Origin of the sequence: Pigmentiphaga daeguensis, assembly GCF_039523035.1 — a bacterium.
In the GTDB taxonomy this organism is placed as follows: domain Bacteria; phylum Pseudomonadota; class Gammaproteobacteria; order Burkholderiales; family Burkholderiaceae_B; genus Pigmentiphaga; species Pigmentiphaga daeguensis.
Genome location: NZ_BAAAEN010000011.1, coordinates 22,853 through 40,407, shown reverse-complemented (window position 1 = coordinate 40,407; position 17,555 = coordinate 22,853). Strand labels below are relative to the sequence as shown.

Sequence of the window (17,555 nt, the reverse complement as noted above, 5' to 3'; positions counted from 1 at the left end):
CACGGCGTTGCTCAGCTCCGGTTGTCCGTCTCCGGGGCGTCTGGCGTCTGGTTTCCCGGGTCGGCGGCGGTCTCCCGATCGACGCCCACCGGCAGTCCGATGCGCGAGGGCATGCTGTTCGGATCCACGGGATGATTGCCGATGGTGCGTTCGCGCCCGGCTTGCCCATCCCGCTCGCGCGGCGGGGTGCCGGCCTGTTCCTGCTGTTCGTGATCCGGCAGTTCGGTCAATTCGGCACCCGGATCTTCATTGCCGGTCTCGTCCACCGCGGCTTCGGGCAGGTTGGCGGGGGCGGAGGGGCCGCCGGGGCGATGCGCGGACGATGGGGGCTGGCCGCGCCTGGAGTCGATGGGCATGGTGGTCTCCTTGGAATCACTGCATCGATCAGCAATGCGCGTGCCCGCCGCCCGGACGCCCGCTGCGTCAGGCGGCTTGCCCCAGTATCTCGCCGTAGCATGCGGCATGTCGCGCAACCATCGCCTCGTCGGTGAACCGCTCCACGTAGCGCCGGCGGGCGGCGCCGCCCCAGGCCCGGACCTGCCCGGGCTCCAGCCAGAATCGATCCAGCGCGGCTCCCAGTGCACGGGCATCGCCAGGAGGGACGACCAGGCCGGTTTCCTCGTTCAGGTTGATGTAGCTCGTGCCCGTTCCGACTTCGCAGGAGATCATGGGCAACCCATGGACAGATGCCTCGACCAGCGCCAGCCCGTAGGCTTCGTCGCGGCGACAGGACGGCAGGACGAAGCCGTATGCCGCGGCCAGCAGATCGTGCTTGTCCTCGTCGTCCAGCGGTCCCAGGAAACGTATGTTGCGCAGCCCTGCCGCCCGGGCATGGGCGTCGAGCGAGGACCGCTCGGGCCCGTCTCCGGCGACGGCCAGGGGGTAATCGCGCCCTTCCATGGCGTCCAGCAGGTGATGCAGGCCCTTGTAGTCGCGCAAGCCCCCCAGGAACACGAAGAAGCGCTGGCCGATGCGTTGCCGCCAGCGCCACACGGCCTCGGGATCGCGCGCAGGAACATCCTCGACGCCCGTGGGCACCACTTCCGTCCGCTGCTGCAGCCCGCGCAGGACCGCACTGCCCGCCAGGTAATTCGGCGAAGTCACGATGATGCGCCGCATGCGGTGCAGGAAACCGTCTCGCGCGGACCGGGCCAGGAATCCGCCGCCCGCCGCATCGGCATGGACCGTCGCCAGGGCCGGCACCGCCACGCGGCCCAGCAGGTAGGCCCATTGGGCGCATGGCCATGGAAAGTGGAAGTGCAGCAGGTCGGCCCACGCAGCCTCGCCGCGGAACCTGGCGATGAAAGAGGGAGAAACGCCACTGCGCCATGCGGGATAGCGCTTGATGCGATATCCGGACAGATCGGCCTCGTCGCAGCCCCCACGCGCCGACACGGTCAACACGCGGCTGTCGATCCCGTGGGCGCCGCCCTTGGAAGCGATGCCGTGGACGGAACGCTCGGCAACGCCGCATCCATCGGGAAAATAGACTCTGCAAATATGGAGCACGCGCATGGAGAAAAACGAACCTTGCTCGAAGCGCAGTCCATTCTACCGGCCATGGCGGGCGGGAGTCGATGCTCCAGCGTGCGAATCCTCCCTCTGATCGGCGCTTTCCCTTCAGGTCTTGCGCCAGTACAGCAGCGTCAAGAAACCGATGCACGCAGCCAGTACCACGGCCATGGTGCCGAACGCCCCGGTCACCGTGAAGGCCTCCGAGAACGACCCCACGAGCAGATAGCCGAAAGGCATGGTGCCGTTGTAGGCCATGCCGTAGAGGCCGACCAGGGCGCCGCGGACGGACTCCGGGCAGCGCCGCTGGATGGTCGCGTTGGTGGAGGTGGCCGAGAAGCTCAGGCAGAAGCCCAGCAGCACGAAGGCGGCTCCACTGACGACGCTGCTCCAGCTCGTGGACAACAGGGCCAGCGCCGCGCACGCGATCCAGGGGGCGAACCGCAGCAGACTGGCGGTGCGCGACGCGATGGACGAGGACAGGACGACCGCGGCGGCCAGCGCCCCCATGCCCGCGCAGGCGAAGAACACGCCGGTGTAGCGGGCGGCGTCGTGGAAGACCCGGTCCGCCAGCAGCGGCACGAGCGTCTGGTAGCTGCCTGCCAGCAGGCCCATGCAGGCCAGGATGGACAGGTACTTGGCGGTGAAGCGGTCGTCCAGCACGTAGACCAGTGCATTGCGCAGCCCTCCCCGGTCGTGCGAGGGCGATGCCGCCGCCGTCGCGCGGCGCGGCATCGATCGCACGCACCAGGCCATGAACACCAGCGCGGCGGCATAGGTCAGGAAGGCCGCCGCCTGGCCGAACGTGGGATAGATGATGGCGGCCATGCTCGGCCCGACCATGCGCCCCACGTTGTAGACCATGGTGTTCATGGCGATGGCGTTGGGCAGCAGCGCCGGATCCTCCAGGCCGGTCAGCAGCAGGACCTGGCGCGATGGGGTCTCGATCGCGTTCAGCACGCCGGCGCACAGTGCCAGGGCCAGGATGATGGGCAAGGTCAGCCAGTGCAGCATCGACAGCACCGCGAGGACGCAGGCGACGGTCATCGAGGAATAGAGCACGCTCAGCGTAGACCGGCGCGCGTTGCCCGCGTTGACCCGCGCCCCCGCCAGCGGCGCGATCACCAGCTGCGGTCCGTACAGCAGGAAATTGAGCAGGGCGAGCACGGCGGCCGAGCCCGACAGATGGTAGACGACCAGGTTGAGCGTCACGTTCTGGGTCCAGCTGCCCAGCACCGACACCCCCTGCCCCATCAGGTAGCGCCGCATCGTGGGTTCGGACAATGCGGGAAATACGCGTTCGAGCTGCAGCATGGGAGGGGCGGCGTGAGTGGGCGGGACGTCCCAGGATGTTAGCTCACGGCGCTTCGCCCCCGCCCGCCAGCCTGCCGGCGCCCAGCAGGGCTTCCCGGCACTGCAGCATGAGCGCCTGCAGCGTCTGCGCGAAGGGCTCGACCGCCCGCGAGAAGCCGGCGGCCGGCCCCAGCGACAGCATGCCTTCCTCGTGCAGGCCCTGGGCATAGGCGTAGTCACGTGCGCGATGGCCGCGTATCCATTCGCCGAAGGCTTCGTAGCTGCGGGCCCCTTCGTTTTCCAACCGCGCCACGCGGCGCGCGTTTTCGTTGTCCAGGACGCGCCAGGTATCGCCCAACGTGGACAGCACGGTGCGCGAGCAGTGTTCGTCCGCCTCGACCACGCGCTGCTTGTAGGCCGGATGCGCCGGTGTCTCTGCCGCCGTGGTGAAGCGGCTGCCCATGACCACGCCCGCCGCCCCCATGGCCAGCGCGGCGGCGATCTGCCTGCCGTGGCCGATGCCTCCTCCCAGCGCGAGCGGGATCGACAGGCGGTCCAGCGCGAAGGCGCCGTTGACGAAGGTCGGCAACGGGTTGGAGCCGGGATGCCCGCCTTCTTCCATGCCAACCAGGGTGACCGCGTCGACCCCCATGCGTTCGGCCGCGACGGCGTGGCGGATGTGGGCGCATTTGTGCACGACCACGGCGCCCGCCTCGCGCAGCGCGGGCAGCAGCGGGGAAGGCGGCAGGCCGGCGGTCTCGAAATGGCGCACGCCTTCGTCCAGGGCGACGCGCAGCATGTCGGACACGATGTCGTTGGCGCCCTGGCGCCGCGACAGCGTGAGATTCACGCCATAGGCCTTGCCCGCCGTCAGCGCGCGGCATTTCTGGAGTTGTTCCCGGAAGGCGCCGACGTCGGCCGAGGAGCGGGACGTGATGAAGCCCATGGCTCCCGCATTGACGGCCGCGGCCACCAGCGAGGCGTCCGACAGCCACATCATCCCGCCCAGCAGCACGGGATAGCGGATGCCGAAGAGGCGAGTGATGGGCGTATCGATGGCCGGAGCCTGGGCAGCGGATGCGGAGTTCATGCGTAGCGCCTGCCGAGCAGGAAGATGGGTTGCAGTTCGGCCGCGAGCTTGACCAGCGCGGGCCCGATTTCGTCCAGGATGGCTTCCACCGGCAGGGCCGACGCCGGGCCGCCGCAACTGATGGCATAGCGGTCGTTGCCCTGTACCACGATGGCGGTGGCGACGGTGTTGACGTGATGCTGCGGCCGGCAATGGATGACGAAACCGCGCTCGTCGTACAGGTCCACGGCGTCCTGGAACGCCTGCAGGGCCTCGGGCCCGGGCGCGCCCGCCTCGGCCAGCGCCAGGTCTCGTTCGCCGCCGGCTCCCGAGGCCAGGTAGGCCCAGCCGATCGCGCTGCGGTACAGGGGGATGCGCGACCCCACCCGCAGGTTCATCAGCAGCGGCGAGTCGCCCTGGCAGCGCGCCAGGTACACGATGCTGTCGCCGTCCCGCCGCCCCAGCGCGACGGCCGCCTGGTAGCGATCGGCCAATTCCTGCATGCGCGGCCGCGCGATGTCCAGCGACTCCTGGCCTGCCAGCGCGGCGCCCCCCAGCGCCACGGCCGCGGGCCCCAGGCGCAGCTTGTCCGCGCCGGACTCCATGACCAGGTAGCCGAGTTTCTGCAAGGTATGGGCGAGCCGCCACACCGTGGGTTGGGGCAACCCGGTGCGGGCGGCGATCTCGGTCGTGCCGAGCTGGCGGTGTTCCGCGTCGAAGCAGCGCAGGATCTCCAGCCCGCGTGCCAGCGCCACGACGAACTGGCGGTCTTCGGGTTCGGAGCGAGCGGGAGCGTCGGCCATGCAGCCTCCAGGGATTGACGGACGGAAAGCTTGGACGTTAATCTGAATCCGTTTAGCGAATTACTAATTCGCTGTGCAAATTATAAAGGAGACGCATGTCAAACGCAAGTGCGCCCGCCATTGGCGATGCCGCCGTGCTTGCCGATCTGGAGCGAGTCGTCCTGTGGCCCGGGCATTGCGGCCATGGCCAGGCGGCGTGGCCCTTCGCGGCCCAGGTCCTGCGCCGCGCGCGGCGCGTGGCGGTCATCGCCGACCCGCGGGTCTGGCCGCTGGCATCACCGGCGCTGCAACGCGCGGCGGACCGGGCCGGCTGCCGCATCGCCGCCGTGTACGACGGCGTGCGCCCCAATCCGTCGCTGGACGAGGTCCGCGCCGCGGCGGCCGCGATCCGCGCGGACCGGTGCGACGCGCTGGTAGCGATCGGCGGCGGCAGCGCGATCGACACCGCCAAGGTGGCCTACGCCACCGTGTTCGGCGGCCAGGCCGACCCCGCCGACCTGCTGGCCCCCGGCAATGCCTGGATGGCTGGCGCCCCGCAGGCCGACGACCCGCTCTTCCTGGCCGTGCCCACCACCGCCGGCACCGGCAGCGAAAGCAGCACCGCCGCGCTCGTCAAGGACGAGCGCGGCCGCAAACTGATGTTCCGCAGCGCGCGCAGCCGTCCGGGAGCCGTGGTCCTGGCCCCGGAACTGACGCTGGGGCTGCCGCGCGCGGCCACGGCCGCCGGCGGCTTCGACGCGCTGCTGCATGCCATGGGGGCCCTGGTCAACGACTGCGACGCTCCGGTGGGCGCGGCCCTGGCCGCCGAATCCCTGGTCCGGGCGCTTCATGCCTATCCGCGCGTCCTGGCCACGCCCGACGATGCCGACGCGCGTGCCGCCATGCTGATGGCCAGCTACCTGGCCGGCGTCGCGATAGGAATGAAGCGCGTGGATGCCGTGCATGGATTGTGCACGCCGCTCGAAGGCCGGGTGGACATGGCCCATGCCGAAGTCCTGGCCGCCATCTTCGATCCCATCGCGGACCACACCGCCCGGAAAGCCGCCGCCAGCTACGCCCGTGCGGCGCGCCGTTGCGGCCTGGCCGGCCCCGATGAAGACGACGCGCAGGCCGCCGGCCGCCTGCTGGACGCGATACGCCGCATGCGCGCCCTGGGCGGGCTGCCCGACCGCCTGCCGCCGCTGGCGCTGACACGCGACGACGCCCTGGCGCTGGCCGACCAGGCCCTGCTCAGCCCATCGACCCGGCTCAACCCGCGCGCCCTCGACCGCGACGACATCGCCGGCCTCTACCTGGACATCGCCGCGCGCAGCCAAGCCGCCCCATCCACCGTCATCCTTCCCGCCCCGTAGCGACATGAACCCCATCGACGACCAACCCTATCGCATGCTGATCGACGGCCGCTGGCAGGCCGGCGGCGAAGGCGCCCTGTTCCCCACCTACGATCCCGCCACGGGCGACGTCCTGGCACAGGTCCACGCCGCCACCGCGCGCGACGTGGACACGGCGGTCCGCGCGGCACGCCGCGCCTACGACGAACACTGGCGCGATACGACGCCGCGCGAACGGGCCCGGCTGCTGCGCCGGCTCGCGGCGCTGTTCGAGCGCGAAGTGGAGAAGCTCGCCTGGATCGAGACTCGCAACGTCGGCAAGCCCATCACCCATTCGCGCGAATCGCTGTCCGCCATGCCGGCCTCGCTGGACTATTTCGCCGGCATCATCCCGGCGGTACGAGGCGACACCATTCCCATGCTCAACCACGCCAGCGTGTTGAATTTCACGCTGCGCGAGCCGCTGGGCGTGTGCGCGCTGGTCATGCCATGGAACTACCCCATGACGCTGACGCTGCACAAGCTGGCGCCGGCGCTGGCGGCGGGCAACACGGTGGTGATCAAGCCCTCGGAGATCACGCCGCTCTCCACCCTGGCGCTGGCGGCGCTGTTCGCCGAGGCAGGCTTTCCGGATGGCGTGGTGAACGTCGTCAACGGCTCCGGCGCCAGCGTGGGCGAAGCGCTGGTGCGGCATCCGGGCGTCGCGCGCGTCTCGTTCACCGGAGGCACCGCCACCGGCGCCGCGATCCAGGCCGCGGCCGCCGCCGACGTCAAGCGCGTCACGCTGGAGCTGGGCGGCAAGTCGCCGCTGATCGTGTTCGACGACGCCGCGCTGGATGCGGCGGTGGACGTGGCGGTGGGCGACATCGTCAAGAATTCGGGCCAGGTCTGCATCGCCTGCACGCGGCTGCTGGTGCAGGACGGCATCCGCGAAGCCTTTCAGGCAAGACTGGAAACCCGCCTGGCCGCGATCCGGATGGGCGATCCGTCCGACCCGCAGACCCAGATGGGGCCGCTGGTCAGCCGCGCCCAGGCCGAACGCGTGCGTGCCTACCTCGACATCGCCCGGCAGGAAGGCGCCACGCCACGGTCCTACCCGGATCCGGCCAGCCGCCCGGAGACGGCGCGCGGCTTCTACGTCCCGCCCACGCTGCTGACCACGGCCGACAACGGCATGAGAACGTCGCAGGAAGAGATCTTCGGTCCCGTCCAGTCGCTGATCGGCTTCAAGGACGAGGCGCAGGCGCTGCGCATCGCCAACGACACGCGCTATGGACTGGCCGCGGTCGTGTTCACCCGCGACGGTGGGCGCGCCCTGCGCATGGCCCGGCGCCTGGAATCCGGCAGCGTGGCCGTCAATACCGGCGTGAGGACGTCGGTGGACGCGCCCTTCGGCGGCTACAAGCACTCGGGCATCGGCAAGGAGCGGGGGCTGGAGGCCATCCTGGAGAACACCCAGCTCAAGAACGTGAAATACGACACCTCGCTATGAGGGCTGCCCGCGGCGCCCCACCCTTTCACCCCAGTACAAGGAGACAGGCATGACCACTTTCCACCGGACCCTGCTGCTCGGCGCCGCACTGGCCGCCGCCGCGCCCGCCATGGCCGACTATCCCGCCAAGCCCGTGCGGGTCGTGATCGGCTTCGCCCCCGGCGGCGCCTCGGACATCGCGTTCCGCATGGTGCAGGACGAACTGTCCAAGCGGCTCGGCCAGCCCGTGGTGCCGGAATACAAGCCCGGCGCGAACGGCAATATCGCCAACGACACGGTGGCCGCCGCCGCGCCCGACGGCTACACCGTGCTGTGGGCCAACGTCGGCCCGCTGGCGGTCAACCAGTACCTGTACGCCGGCAACAAGCTCGATCCGGCCAAGGCCTTCGCGCCGGTAACTCAGCTGACCGATTCGCCGCTGGTGGTGGTGGTTCCCAAGGACTCGCCCTACAAGACCATGGGCGACCTGATCGCCGCGGCCAGGAAAGGAACGCCGCTGGCCTACGGGTCCGCGGGCAACGGCAGCTCCATGCACATCGCCGGCGCCTCGCTCGCCCTCGCGCTGGGCGGATCCATGACTCACGTACCTTACAAGGGCAGCGGCCCCGCCATCCAGGACCTGTTGGCCGGCCGGCTGGATTTCATGGCCGACAGTCGCTCGACCACCAATCCGCACATCAAGAGCGGCACGCTGCGCGCGCTTGCCCTGACCGGTCCCAAGCGCGTGGAAGACCTGCCGGACGTGCCCACCGTGGCCGAGGCCGGCGTGCCGGGCTTCTCCGTCACCACCTGGCAGGCGGTGGTCGTTCCGGCCGGAACGCCGCGCCCCGTCATCGACAAGCTGGCCTCCGCCTTGCGCGACACGCTCAAGGACCCGGTCGTGCGCGAACGCTTCGCCTCCATCAATACGCCGCTGGTCGGCAGCACTCCCGACGAGTTCGCCGTGTTCCTGGACAAGGAACGCAAGGCCGCCAAGGAATTGATCGAACGGGCCAGGATCCGTATCGACTGAACCTGCCCGACCCCGACTCTTTACAACACTTGCGACAGGAATCATGGATCTAGGAATCAAGGACCGCACCGCATTCATCACCGGCGGCGCCGGCACGCTGGGGCTGGCGGTGGCTCAGCGCCTCGCCCGGGAACAGGCCCGGATCGTCATCTGCGACGCCAACGAAGAAGCCATTGCCCGTGCCGTGGGCATCCTGGAGGGCGAAGGCGCCCATGTGCTGGGGTGCCGTGCCGATGTCACCTCGCGCGACGAGGTCGGCGCGGCCGTGGCCCGGGCGCAGGAACGCTTCGGCGGCGTGGACATCCTGGTCAACAACGCCGGCTTCGCCCGCGATGCCTACCTGACCCGGATGAAGGAAGAAGACTGGCAGGCCGTGCTGGACGTCACGCTGCAAGGCGCCTTCCACTGTTCGCGCGCCGTGCTGCCCGGCATGATGCAGAACAGGTTCGGGCGCATCGTCAACATCGCCTCCCGCGCGCATCGCGGCAACCCGGGCCAGACCAATTACTCGGCGGCCAAGGCCGGCCTGATCGGCTTCACCCGTTCTCTGGCCCTGGAGTCGGGCAAGTTCGGGATCACGGCCAACGCCGTGGCCCCCGGCGTGATCTCCACGCCCCGGATGCGCCAGCGCGCCGACTACGAGACGCTGACCGAACGGGCCAGGCAGAACACGCCGGTCGCGCGCCTGGGCGACCCGGAGGACGTGGCGGCCACCGTCGCCTTCCTGGCCTCGACGCTGGCGGGCTTCATCACCGGCGAGACGGTGCACGTCACCGGCGGCCGTTCCTGAGGCCGGCATGGACATCGAACGCTACCTGCAAGAGGCGCTCTACTACGACGACCTCGAACCCGGCGCGCAATGGCTCAGCCCGCGCCGCACGGTCACCGAGGCGGACGTGGTCAATTTCGCCGGCCTGTCCGGCGACTACAACGCGCTGCACACCGACGCCGTCCACGCGGCGCAGCACCCCTTCGGCCAACGTGCCGCGCACGGCCTGCTGACGCTGGCGATTGCCTCGGGCCTGACGACACGCATGCCGGTCTACCGGCTGATGGACCCATCGCGGCTGGCGCTGACCGAACTGTCGTGCCGCTGGCGCAAGCCGGTGTTCATCGGCGACACGATCCAGGTCGCCCTGTCGGTGGGCGAGAAGCGGTTGTCCGGCAGGCGTCCCGGCACGGGCAAGGTCACGCTCGAGCGCACCGTGCTGAACCAGCATGGGGAGGTCGTCATGGAAAGCGCCTGGATCACCCTGATGAAACTTCGCGAGGCGCAGGCATGACGGCATCCGCAACGACGACGGCCGGCATTTCCTTCGCCGACCTCGACCGGCTCATGAAGCCGCGCTCGATCATGATCGTCGGCGCCTCGTCCACGCCCGGTTCCCTGGGCCACACGACGGTGGAGAATGTGCTGGAGCACTCCGACTTCCAGGGCGACGTCCATCTGGTCAACCCCCGCGGCGGCGAGCTCAAGGGACATGTGCTCCATCCCGACATCGACAGCGTCCCCGCCGGCCCCATCGACGTGGCGCTGCTGCTGGTGCCCGCCGAGGCCGTCCTGGACGCGCTGCGCCGCTGCGCCGCGCGCGGCGTGGGCACGGCCGTGGTCTTTACCGGCGGCTTCGGCGAGGTCGGCGACGACGGCAAGGCGGCCGAACGGGCCATGCGCGACCTGGCGCGCGACACGGGCATGCGCATCTACGGCCCCAACTGCGCGGGTCTGACCTCGCTGGCACCGCGCCTGGGCCTGACGTTCTCGACCGAGTTCCGCAACGACGGCCACGGCGGCCCGCTGGCGCTGGTCACGCAGGGCGGCGGGCTGGGACGATCGCTGATGCAGGGCAGCGACCGCGGCGTGCGCTTCGGCCGCTGGTTCTCCACCGGCAACGAAGTGGACCTGGACAGCGCCGACTTCATCGCGTGGCTGGCGCGGCAGGACGACGTGCGGGCGATCTGCGTGGTCATGGAGGGCATCAAGGACGGCGTCCGCTTCCTGGCCGCCATCCAGGCCGCCCACCGGGCGGGCAAGCCGGTCGCGGTGCTCAAGGTCGGCCGGTCGAGCTTCGGCGCCCAGGCCGCGCAATCGCACACGGCGTCACTGGCGGGCGAGGACGCGGTCAACGAGGCCGTGTTCGCCCAGTACGGCGTCATCCGCGTCGACGACCTGGATGAGATGCTGGACGTCGCCAGCCTGCTGGCACGAGCGGGCGGGCGCCCGTTCCGGCGCATCTGCGTGTACTCGTCGTCGGGCGGCGCGGGCGTGCTGGCGGCCGACATGATCAGCGCCGCGGGCCTGGAGATGGCGGAACTGTCTGCCGCCACGATCCAGGAGATGGCGCGCCATGCTCCGTCCTATGCCGCGCTGGCCAATCCCGTCGACCTGACCACCAAGGCCCTGACCGATACCGCGCTGGCCCGCCGCTGCCTGGTGCCGTTGTTCGCCGATCCCGGCATCGACGCGGTCATCTATCCGATCACGTCCAACTACGCCGCCACCACCGAAACCTCGGTGCGCAACCTGATGGACATCGCCCGCGAAGCGCCCATCCCGTTCGTCCCGGTCTGGATGAGCAGCCGGCGCGGCCCGGCCCACGACCTGCTCATCGAACAAGGTTTCGCGCCGCTCTACAGCCTGCGCAACGCCACGCGGGCCATGGCCCGATGCGACGCCTACGTGCGCGCGCCACGGGAGCGGCTGGCCGGCCTGCCGCTGGCCGCTCCCGCCACGCCGGCGGCGGCCGGACCGTGGAACGAGGCGCAGGCCAAGGCCCTTTTCGCCCGGCACGGCATTCGCGTTCCCCGGGAGGCCACGGCGGCCACCGCGCGCGAGGCGGCGCAGGCGGCTACCCGGATAGGCTTTCCGGTGGCGCTCAAGCTGGTCGCCGACGGTGTGCAGCACAAAAGCGATGTCGGCGGCGTCGTGCTGGGCGTGCGGGACGAGGCCGCCGCCGAACGCGCCTTCGCCTCCATCATGGACGCGGCGGCACGGCACGGCGTGGCCGCGTCCGCGATACGCGGCGTCATCGTCGCGGAGATGGTGCGCGGTGGCATCGAAACCCTGGTCGGCGTGCATCGCGACGCGGTGTTCGGCCCCATGCTGTCCTTCGGCGCGGGCGGCGTGGCGGTGGAAATCGTGGCCGACGTGGCACGGTGCCGCCTGCCCGCCGACCGCCCGGCCATCGAAGCCATGGTGGACCAGACCCGGGTGGCGCGGCTGCTGCCGGCCCACCGCGGCCGGCCCGCCTACGACCGGAATGCCCTGGTCGACGCGATAGAAAGAACCGCGGCGCTCTTCCTGTCGCTGGGCGACGGCGTGGAAGCGCTGGAGATCAACCCCCTGCTCGTGCTCGAACAGGGCCAGGGCGCCGTCGCATTGGACGGCGTCATTCACTGATGATGGAATCCCGGATGATACGCAGCGAAATCGGCGGCGGCGACGCCCACCGCATCACCGTGCGAGGCCATGACCTCGTGCACGACCTGTTCGACAAACGCGACTTCATCGACGTGATGTCGCTGGAGCTGCTCGGCAGGTTTCCCGACGACAGGCTCAAGCGCATGCTCAACCTGTTCCTGGTCAGCGCCACCGATCATGGCCTGACCCCCAGCGCCCTGTCGGCGCGCCTGACGCTGCATGGCGCGCCCGAGGCCATGCAGGGCGCGCTGGCCGCCGGCCTGCTGGGCGCCGGCAGCCGTTTCCTGGGCGTGATCGAATACAGCGCGCGCTTCCTGCGCGATGCGCTGCCCCGGCAGGAAAGCTGGACCGACGAACAATTGCGCGAAGCCGCCGAGCGCTGCGTGCGCGAGACGCGCGCGGCCAAGCGCAAGATACCCGGCGTGGGCCACCCCGTCCATGTGGACGGCGACCCGCGCTGCGAGAAGATGTTCGAGATCGCGCGCGACTGCGGCTACTACGGCGCCTACTGCCGCTTCGCGGTGGAACTGGCGGCCGCCGCCAGCCGGGCCACTGGCCGCAAGATTCCGCTCAACGCCACGGGCGCCAAGGGCGCGATCACGCTGGACATGGGGCTGACGCCGGAGCAGGGCAAGGCGCTGACGTTGATCGGCCGCACGGCGGGCCTGATGGCGCACATTCTGGAGGAACAGCGCACCCCCCTGGGCCAGCAGGTGTGGGACATGGCGGCGGACAAGCTGCAGGCCTGACCGCCTTCAGGGCTCCGCCGGCATCGGCCCGCCGCGGAGCTCATCCACCCAGGCGCGCAGGGCCTCGATGGGCATGGGCCGCGCATACAGGAAGCCTTGCGCGTAGTGCACGCCCTGGGCGGCAAGATAGTCGCGCTGCCCGTGCGTCTCCACGCCCTCGGCCGTCAGCTCCACCCCCAGCCGCGCGGCCAGCCCGATGATCATCTCCAGCACCGAGGCATTGACCGCGTCCGTGCCGATGGCCGCCACGAAGCCGCGGTCGATCTTCAGGTAATCGACCGGGAACCGCTCCAGGTAGGCCAGCGAGCTGTGGCCCGTGCCGAAATCGTCGATGGCCAGCTTCACGCCGCTGGCGCTGAGCACGCCCATGTTCCGGTAGACCTGCTCGATGGGAGGCAAGGGCTCGCGCTCGGTGATCTCCAGCACGAAATCCGCCGCCCCCGACCCGACCACCTTGCGCAGGCGGGCAACGTCGTCGACGATGCTCAGCTCCACCAGATGGCTGGCGGTGATGTTCAGGCCCACGCGGAATAGCGGCCCCATCGGACAGCGGCGCAGGTCGCGCCCCACCAGCTTGAACAGGTGCCGCGTCAGCGGAATCGCCAGGCCGCTGGACTCGGCCACGGCGAAGAACAGGTCCGGCCGCACCGCGCCCAGGCCCGGGCGGAACCAGCGCATCAGCGCCTCGGCACCCGCGCAGGACCCATCGCGCAGGTCGATGACCGGCTGGTAGTGGACCTCGAACTCGCCCCGCCGCATGCCGCGCCTGATGGCGGCCACCAGCGAGAACCGGTACTTCAGGAAGTGGTGGCACAGATAGCCCAGCAGCAGGGCAAGCAGCACGACGAAAGGCGCGTAGCTGCCCGCCAGCCGCTTCCGGTATTCGGCCAGCAGCGCGGCATCCGCCAGGGACCGCACCCGGAACGGATAGATCGTCGACACCACCTCCTGCACGGACGATGCGCCGGGCGGCGGGACGCCCGCGCGCCGGCCCGCCAGGCCTTGCCGGCCATCCAGCGACTCGATGCCGATCCGGTAGCGGCCGCTGCCGCCCACCGCGTCCAGGAGGTCCCGCAGATAGCGGCCGTCCACCGTGACGATGACGCCGTCCCCGGCCGCGTCCAGCCGGACCGCCATTACCGCGGGCCGGTCCGGGACCATGGGCGTGCCGGGAACGAAATGAAAGGACCGCCCCGGCGGCACTGCGCTGTCCGGCAGCAGTTGCGCCAGCGGCAGCGTGAAGGCGTCCGTGATCGAGGAACAATAGAGCACGCGGTGCCGCACCAGGACGATGGCGCGGAAGTAGGGCTGGAAGGCCGCATCGTGCAGGGTGGAGTCGGCCTCGGCGCAGGACTTGCCGGCCTGCGGCGCCATCTCCGCCGCCAGCCTGTCGGCCTCGGCGAAAATGGCATCGGCCTGGCGCATCACCACTTCGGCCGCGCCACGCGCGTCGTGGCGCGCCAGCAGGCCGGCCTGCATGTAGACGAAGGGCACCGCCACCGCGAGCGGCAAGGCGGCGGCGGCCGCCACCAGCAGCCACCTCAGCCACCACCGCTTGTCCTGCCGTTCCCCGGTCGTCACGCGCCCCCCTTGCACGTACCGATCATGGATCGCATCCTACCGTGCGGGCGGCACACCCCGCTACTGGAACGCGGTCTCCAGGAAGCTGCGCAACTTGCGCGAATGCAGCCGCTCGGGCGGCATCTTGCTCAGGATCTCCAGCGCCCGCAGCCCGATGTCCAGGTGCTGGCCCACCTGCCGGCGGTAGAACGCGCTGGCCATCCCCGGCAGCTTCAGCTCGCCGTGCAGGGGCTTGTCCGACACGCACAGCAAGGTGCCGTAGGGCACGCGGAAGCGAAAGCCATTGGCCGCGATGGTGGCCGACTCCATGTCCAGCGCGATGGCGCGCGACTGCGAGAAACGCTGCACCGGCTCCAGGTGCTCGCGCAGTTCCCAGTTGCGATTGTCTATGGTCGCCACCGTGCCGGTGCGCATGATGCGCTTGAGCTCCCAGCCCGACAGCCCGGCCACCTCTTCCACCGCCTGCTCCAGCGCCACCTGCACCTCGGCCAGCGGGGGAATCGGCACCCAGGTCGGCAGATCCGCGTCCAGCACGTGGTCGTCGCGCACGTAGCCGTGTGCCAGCACGTAGTCGCCCAGCCGCTGCGAGGCCCGCAGCCCGGCGCAATGCCCCAGCATCAGCCAGGCATGCGGACGCAGCACGGCGATGTGGTCGGTGATGGTCTTGGCGTTGGACGGCCCCACGCCGATGTTGACCAGGGTGATGCCCGAATGCCCCTCGCGCACCAGGTGATAGGCGGGCATCTGCGGCAGCCGCGACATCGGCGCCGCCGGGTCCGGCAGCGGGTCGCCCGCGCGGGTGACGCGATTGCCCGGCTCGACCAGCGCGTCGTAGTGCCCCTGTGCCACCAGCGTGCGCGCGCGCAGGCAGAACTCGTCCACGTAGAACTGATAGTTGGTGAACAGCACGAAATTCTGGAAGTGCGAAGGCGCGGTGGCGGTGTAGTGCTGCAGGCGATGCAGCGAGTAGTCGATGCGCGGCGCCGTGAACGGGGCCAGCGGCTGCGGCCCGTCCGGCGGATGGCGGTGGGTGCCGTTGACGATGGCGTCGTCGGTGACCGCGAGGTCGGGCGTGTCGAACAGGTCTCGCAGGGGCCGCTTGAGCGCCTCGATGTCCTCGCCCTCGACATAGATGCCGTCGGGAAACGCGAAGTGCAGGGCGATGGGCACGTCGGATTCGCCGATCTCGACCGCGACGCCATGGTTCGCCATCAATTGCCGCAGCTGCTCGGTCAGGTAGGAGCGGAACAGCCTGGGTTTGGTGACGGTGGTCTGGTAGACGCCGGGCTCGGCCACGTGCCCATACGACAGGCGCGAATCCACCTCGTCGTAGGTGTCCACGCTGATCCGGATGAACGGATAGCAGGCGCGGAACCGCCCGGGCGAGGATGCCTGCGTGGCGACCACCTCGCGGAAGCTGTCGCACAGGAAGGCGGTATTGCGCGCGTAGATGTCGATCAGGCGCTGGACGGCGGCGTCGGGATCGCGGAAGGACTCGGTGGGCCAGGGGGCGGGATGGCGAAGGAGGACACTGGCGGGCGGGGTCATGATCGGAGTTGGAGAAGGTCCTGATATAGCTTAGCCTACCGCGGCCTGGCCGGTCCCGCGGCCTCGTACTACACTAGCCCGCCTTCGCAAGGAGTCCGTCATGCTGCTCGCGGTAATCGCGATCGCCGTCGGCGCCGCCGTCGGGGCGCTGCTGCGCTGGGTCCTGGGGCTGGGCCTGAACGCCCTGCTGCCCGCCATGCCGCCTGGCACCCTGGCCGCCAACCTCATCGGCGCCTACATCATCGGCCTGGCCGTGGCCTATTTCGCCGGCAACCCGGCCCTGCCGCCGCATTGGCGGCTGCTGATCATCACCGGCTTCTGCGGCGGCCTGACCACCTTTTCCACCTTCTCGGCCGAACTGGTCGCCCTGATCCAGCAGCAGCGGCTGGGCTGGGTGGCCGCGACCATCCTGGTCCACGTGGGCGGTTCCGTCGCGATGACCTTGCTCGGCATCGCCACCTACGCCGGGTTGCGGCAGTCCTGACCCTGCAAGGAGACGCATCGTGAACGGTTTCCAACTGACTTTCTTCACCCGGCAGGACCGGCGCCACGGCGGCCAGCCCCTGGCCCACTGGCTGCTGGCCTTCGCCCAGGCCCAGGGCGCCCTGGGCGGCACCCTGCTGGACGCCCTGGCGAAAGAACCCATCGACCTGTTCTACGTGAAGCAGCCGGTGGAGTTCGGGCGGGTGGGCGCTCGGGCGCCGGCGGCGGGCTGAAACGCCAGGATCGGTTGCAACAAAAAACCCCGCCGGGTCGGGCGGGGTTCGGCTCGTCAGGCCGCCGTGCTGATGACGGCCTCGATGCGGTTGCCTTCCGGATCGATCACGAACGCCGCGTAGTAATCCGGGCCGTAGCGAGGCCGCAGCCCCGGAGCGCCATTGTCGACGGCCCCATGGCGCAGGGCCGCCTCGTGGAAACGGTCGACGGCATCCCGGCTTGGCGCGGAAAAAGCGAGGTGAAAGCCGGGCCCGGGTACGGCCCCGCCTTTCGGGCATTGCTTGAGCGCGAACTTGTCGCCCCCTCCGGGCAGGCCGTATCCGACGGCCTGCCTGTCGGGCTCGCCGTCGAAATCCGTCCAGACACGCTCGTACCCCAGAGGCCTGAGCACCGCATCATAAAAATCGGCGGCGGCACGCAGGTCGGCCACGCCGAAAGAAAGGTGATGGAGCATCGACGGGATGGCGCGCCCGTCAGAACGGGATGTCGTCGTCCATGTCGGCGAAGTTCGGCGCCGAGCTCGACTGCGAGGCCGAACGCTGGCCGCCGCCACCGCTGGCCGGACGGTTGGACGGGCGCTGGGCCGGCGCGGAGTCGCCATAGCCGCCGCCACCGCCGTAGCCGCCTTCGCCACCGCCGCCACCGCCTTCGCGGCCGCCCAGCATCTGCATCTGGTCGGCGACGATCTCGGTCGTGTACTTGTCGGCGCCGGTGTCCTTGTCCTGCCACTTGCGGGTCTTCAGGCGGCCTTCGACATACACCGAACGGCCCTTCTTCAGGTATTCGCCGGCGATCTCGGCCAGGCGGTTGTAGAACACCACGCGGTGCCACTCGGTTTCCTCGCGGCGTTCGCCCGAGTTCTTGTCCTTCCATTGGGACGTGGTGGCGATGGACACGTTGCAGATCGCTGCGCCGTCGGGCGTGTAGCGAACTTCGGGGTCGCGGCCCAGGTTGCCGACCAGGATGACTTTGTTGACGGATGCCATTACCACACTCCTATTGACTGTATTCACCGGCCGGCGGCGAGGCG

Annotated in this window: 18 protein-coding genes; 9 read left to right on the top strand and 9 right to left on the bottom strand. The window is 70.0% G+C overall.

Going from position 1 to position 17,555, the window contains the following annotated elements:
• Positions 1–11 precede the first annotated feature (11 nt).
• From ABD104_RS15135 to ABD104_RS15115, 5 genes are all read right to left on the bottom strand, one after another.
• Positions 12–356, bottom strand: a complete 345-nt coding sequence (locus ABD104_RS15135; RefSeq protein WP_087837544.1) for a hypothetical protein — start codon at positions 354–356, stop codon at positions 12–14.
• Between the two features lie 67 nt (positions 357–423).
• The gene (locus ABD104_RS15130) at positions 424–1,515 is read right to left on the bottom strand and encodes a glycosyltransferase (protein WP_338617514.1); all 1,092 of its coding nucleotides are present in this window, start codon (positions 1,513–1,515) and stop codon (positions 424–426) included.
• Positions 1,516–1,620: 105 nt separating this feature from the next.
• Positions 1,621–2,826 (bottom strand): MFS transporter, encoded by a 1,206-nt coding sequence (locus ABD104_RS15125; RefSeq protein ID WP_087837542.1) that lies wholly within the window; start codon positions 2,824–2,826, stop codon positions 1,621–1,623.
• A 43-nt stretch (positions 2,827–2,869) separates the two neighbouring features.
• Positions 2,870–3,895 (bottom strand): NAD(P)H-dependent flavin oxidoreductase, encoded by a 1,026-nt coding sequence (locus ABD104_RS15120; protein WP_343927759.1) that lies wholly within the window; start codon positions 3,893–3,895, stop codon positions 2,870–2,872.
• Positions 3,892–4,677 carry an IclR family transcriptional regulator gene (locus tag ABD104_RS15115; RefSeq protein WP_087837540.1) on the bottom strand — a complete coding sequence of 262 codons (786 nt, stop codon included), beginning with the start codon at positions 4,675–4,677 and terminating at the stop codon, positions 3,892–3,894. Before ABD104_RS15115 ends, ABD104_RS15120 begins: the two co-directional genes overlap by 4 nt.
• Before the next feature lie 95 nt (positions 4,678–4,772).
• On the opposite strand from ABD104_RS15115, the gene ABD104_RS15110 reads away from it, so the two are divergent.
• From ABD104_RS15110 to ABD104_RS15080, 7 genes are read left to right on the top strand one after another with little or no spacing between them, the layout of a single operon-like run.
• Positions 4,773–6,029, top strand: coding sequence for an iron-containing alcohol dehydrogenase (locus ABD104_RS15110; protein ID WP_343927758.1), 1,257 nt, complete (start codon positions 4,773–4,775; stop codon positions 6,027–6,029).
• 4 nt (positions 6,030–6,033) lie between these two features.
• Complete coding sequence (locus tag ABD104_RS15105) at positions 6,034–7,500, top strand: aldehyde dehydrogenase family protein (RefSeq protein WP_343927757.1); 1,467 nt, start codon at positions 6,034–6,036, stop codon at positions 7,498–7,500.
• A gap of 49 nt (positions 7,501–7,549) precedes the next feature.
• On the top strand, positions 7,550–8,512 hold the full coding sequence (locus ABD104_RS15100; RefSeq protein ID WP_279819583.1) for a Bug family tripartite tricarboxylate transporter substrate binding protein: 963 nt from the start codon (positions 7,550–7,552) through the stop codon (positions 8,510–8,512).
• A gap of 43 nt (positions 8,513–8,555) precedes the next feature.
• Entirely contained in the window at positions 8,556–9,302 is a 747-nt protein-coding gene (fabG, locus tag ABD104_RS15095) for a 3-oxoacyl-ACP reductase FabG (protein WP_087837536.1), read from the top strand.
• 7 nt (positions 9,303–9,309) lie between these two features.
• A complete protein-coding gene (locus ABD104_RS15090) occupies positions 9,310–9,795 on the top strand; it encodes a MaoC family dehydratase (protein ID WP_338617509.1) in 486 nt (161 codons plus the stop codon).
• Entirely contained in the window at positions 9,792–11,909 is a 2,118-nt protein-coding gene (locus ABD104_RS15085; RefSeq protein WP_279819579.1) for an acetate--CoA ligase family protein, read from the top strand. The genes ABD104_RS15090 and ABD104_RS15085 overlap by 4 nt, the downstream gene beginning before the upstream one ends.
• A 14-nt stretch (positions 11,910–11,923) precedes the next feature.
• On the top strand, positions 11,924–12,679 hold the full coding sequence (locus tag ABD104_RS15080; RefSeq protein ID WP_338617505.1) for a citryl-CoA lyase: 756 nt from the start codon (positions 11,924–11,926) through the stop codon (positions 12,677–12,679).
• 6 nt (positions 12,680–12,685) lie between these two features.
• Here the strand turns inward: ABD104_RS15080 and ABD104_RS15075 are convergent, their stop codons facing one another.
• Together ABD104_RS15075 and ABD104_RS15070 are read right to left on the bottom strand one after the other, a co-directional pair.
• Complete coding sequence (locus ABD104_RS15075; protein WP_343927756.1) at positions 12,686–14,260, bottom strand: EAL domain-containing protein; 1,575 nt, start codon at positions 14,258–14,260, stop codon at positions 12,686–12,688.
• Between the two features lie 60 nt (positions 14,261–14,320).
• On the bottom strand, positions 14,321–15,808 hold the full coding sequence (locus ABD104_RS15070) for an AMP nucleosidase (protein WP_087837531.1): 1,488 nt from the start codon (positions 15,806–15,808) through the stop codon (positions 14,321–14,323).
• A 100-nt stretch (positions 15,809–15,908) separates the two neighbouring features.
• On the opposite strand from ABD104_RS15070, the gene crcB reads away from it, so the two are divergent.
• Both crcB and ABD104_RS15060 read left to right on the top strand, forming a co-directional pair.
• Positions 15,909–16,292: a fluoride efflux transporter CrcB gene (crcB, locus tag ABD104_RS15065; protein ID WP_132979078.1), complete on the top strand. Its 384-nt coding sequence runs from the start codon at positions 15,909–15,911 to the stop codon at positions 16,290–16,292.
• A gap of 19 nt (positions 16,293–16,311) precedes the next feature.
• Complete coding sequence (locus tag ABD104_RS15060) at positions 16,312–16,524, top strand: putative PII-like signaling protein (RefSeq protein WP_087837529.1); 213 nt, start codon at positions 16,312–16,314, stop codon at positions 16,522–16,524.
• A 56-nt stretch (positions 16,525–16,580) separates the two neighbouring features.
• Here ABD104_RS15060 and ABD104_RS15055 read toward each other — a convergent pair whose 3' ends face one another.
• Entirely contained in the window at positions 16,581–16,979 is a 399-nt protein-coding gene (locus ABD104_RS15055) for a VOC family protein (RefSeq protein ID WP_087837528.1), read from the bottom strand.
• Positions 16,980–16,998: 19 nt separating this feature from the next.
• Complete coding sequence (gene ssb, locus ABD104_RS15050; RefSeq protein ID WP_343927755.1) at positions 16,999–17,511, bottom strand: single-stranded DNA-binding protein; 513 nt, start codon at positions 17,509–17,511, stop codon at positions 16,999–17,001.
• Between the last annotated feature and the right edge of the window lie 44 nt (positions 17,512–17,555).

Coding starts and splice junctions, on each gene's coding strand:
- ssb (WP_343927755.1), bottom strand. CDS start 17,511: ATGGCATCCGTCAACAAAGTCATCCTGGTCGGCAACCTGGGCCGCGAC.
- ABD104_RS15115 (WP_087837540.1), bottom strand. CDS start 4,677: ATGGCCGACGCTCCCGCTCGCTCCGAACCCGAAGACCGCCAGTTCGTC.
- ABD104_RS15070 (WP_087837531.1), bottom strand. CDS start 15,808: ATGACCCCGCCCGCCAGTGTCCTCCTTCGCCATCCCGCCCCCTGGCCC.
- ABD104_RS15090 (WP_338617509.1), top strand. CDS start 9,310: ATGGACATCGAACGCTACCTGCAAGAGGCGCTCTACTACGACGACCTC.
- ABD104_RS15120 (WP_343927759.1), bottom strand. CDS start 3,895: ATGAACTCCGCATCCGCTGCCCAGGCTCCGGCCATCGATACGCCCATC.
- ABD104_RS15125 (WP_087837542.1), bottom strand. CDS start 2,826: ATGCTGCAGCTCGAACGCGTATTTCCCGCATTGTCCGAACCCACGATG.
- ABD104_RS15110 (WP_343927758.1), top strand. CDS start 4,773: ATGTCAAACGCAAGTGCGCCCGCCATTGGCGATGCCGCCGTGCTTGCC.
- ABD104_RS15105 (WP_343927757.1), top strand. CDS start 6,034: ATGAACCCCATCGACGACCAACCCTATCGCATGCTGATCGACGGCCGC.
- ABD104_RS15130 (WP_338617514.1), bottom strand. CDS start 1,515: ATGCGCGTGCTCCATATTTGCAGAGTCTATTTTCCCGATGGATGCGGC.
- ABD104_RS15080 (WP_338617505.1), top strand. CDS start 11,924: ATGATACGCAGCGAAATCGGCGGCGGCGACGCCCACCGCATCACCGTG.
- ABD104_RS15085 (WP_279819579.1), top strand. CDS start 9,792: ATGACGGCATCCGCAACGACGACGGCCGGCATTTCCTTCGCCGACCTC.
- crcB (WP_132979078.1), top strand. CDS start 15,909: ATGCTGCTCGCGGTAATCGCGATCGCCGTCGGCGCCGCCGTCGGGGCG.
- fabG (WP_087837536.1), top strand. CDS start 8,556: ATGGATCTAGGAATCAAGGACCGCACCGCATTCATCACCGGCGGCGCC.
- ABD104_RS15100 (WP_279819583.1), top strand. CDS start 7,550: ATGACCACTTTCCACCGGACCCTGCTGCTCGGCGCCGCACTGGCCGCC.
- ABD104_RS15135 (WP_087837544.1), bottom strand. CDS start 356: ATGCCCATCGACTCCAGGCGCGGCCAGCCCCCATCGTCCGCGCATCGC.
- ABD104_RS15055 (WP_087837528.1), bottom strand. CDS start 16,979: ATGCTCCATCACCTTTCTTTCGGCGTGGCCGACCTGCGTGCCGCCGCC.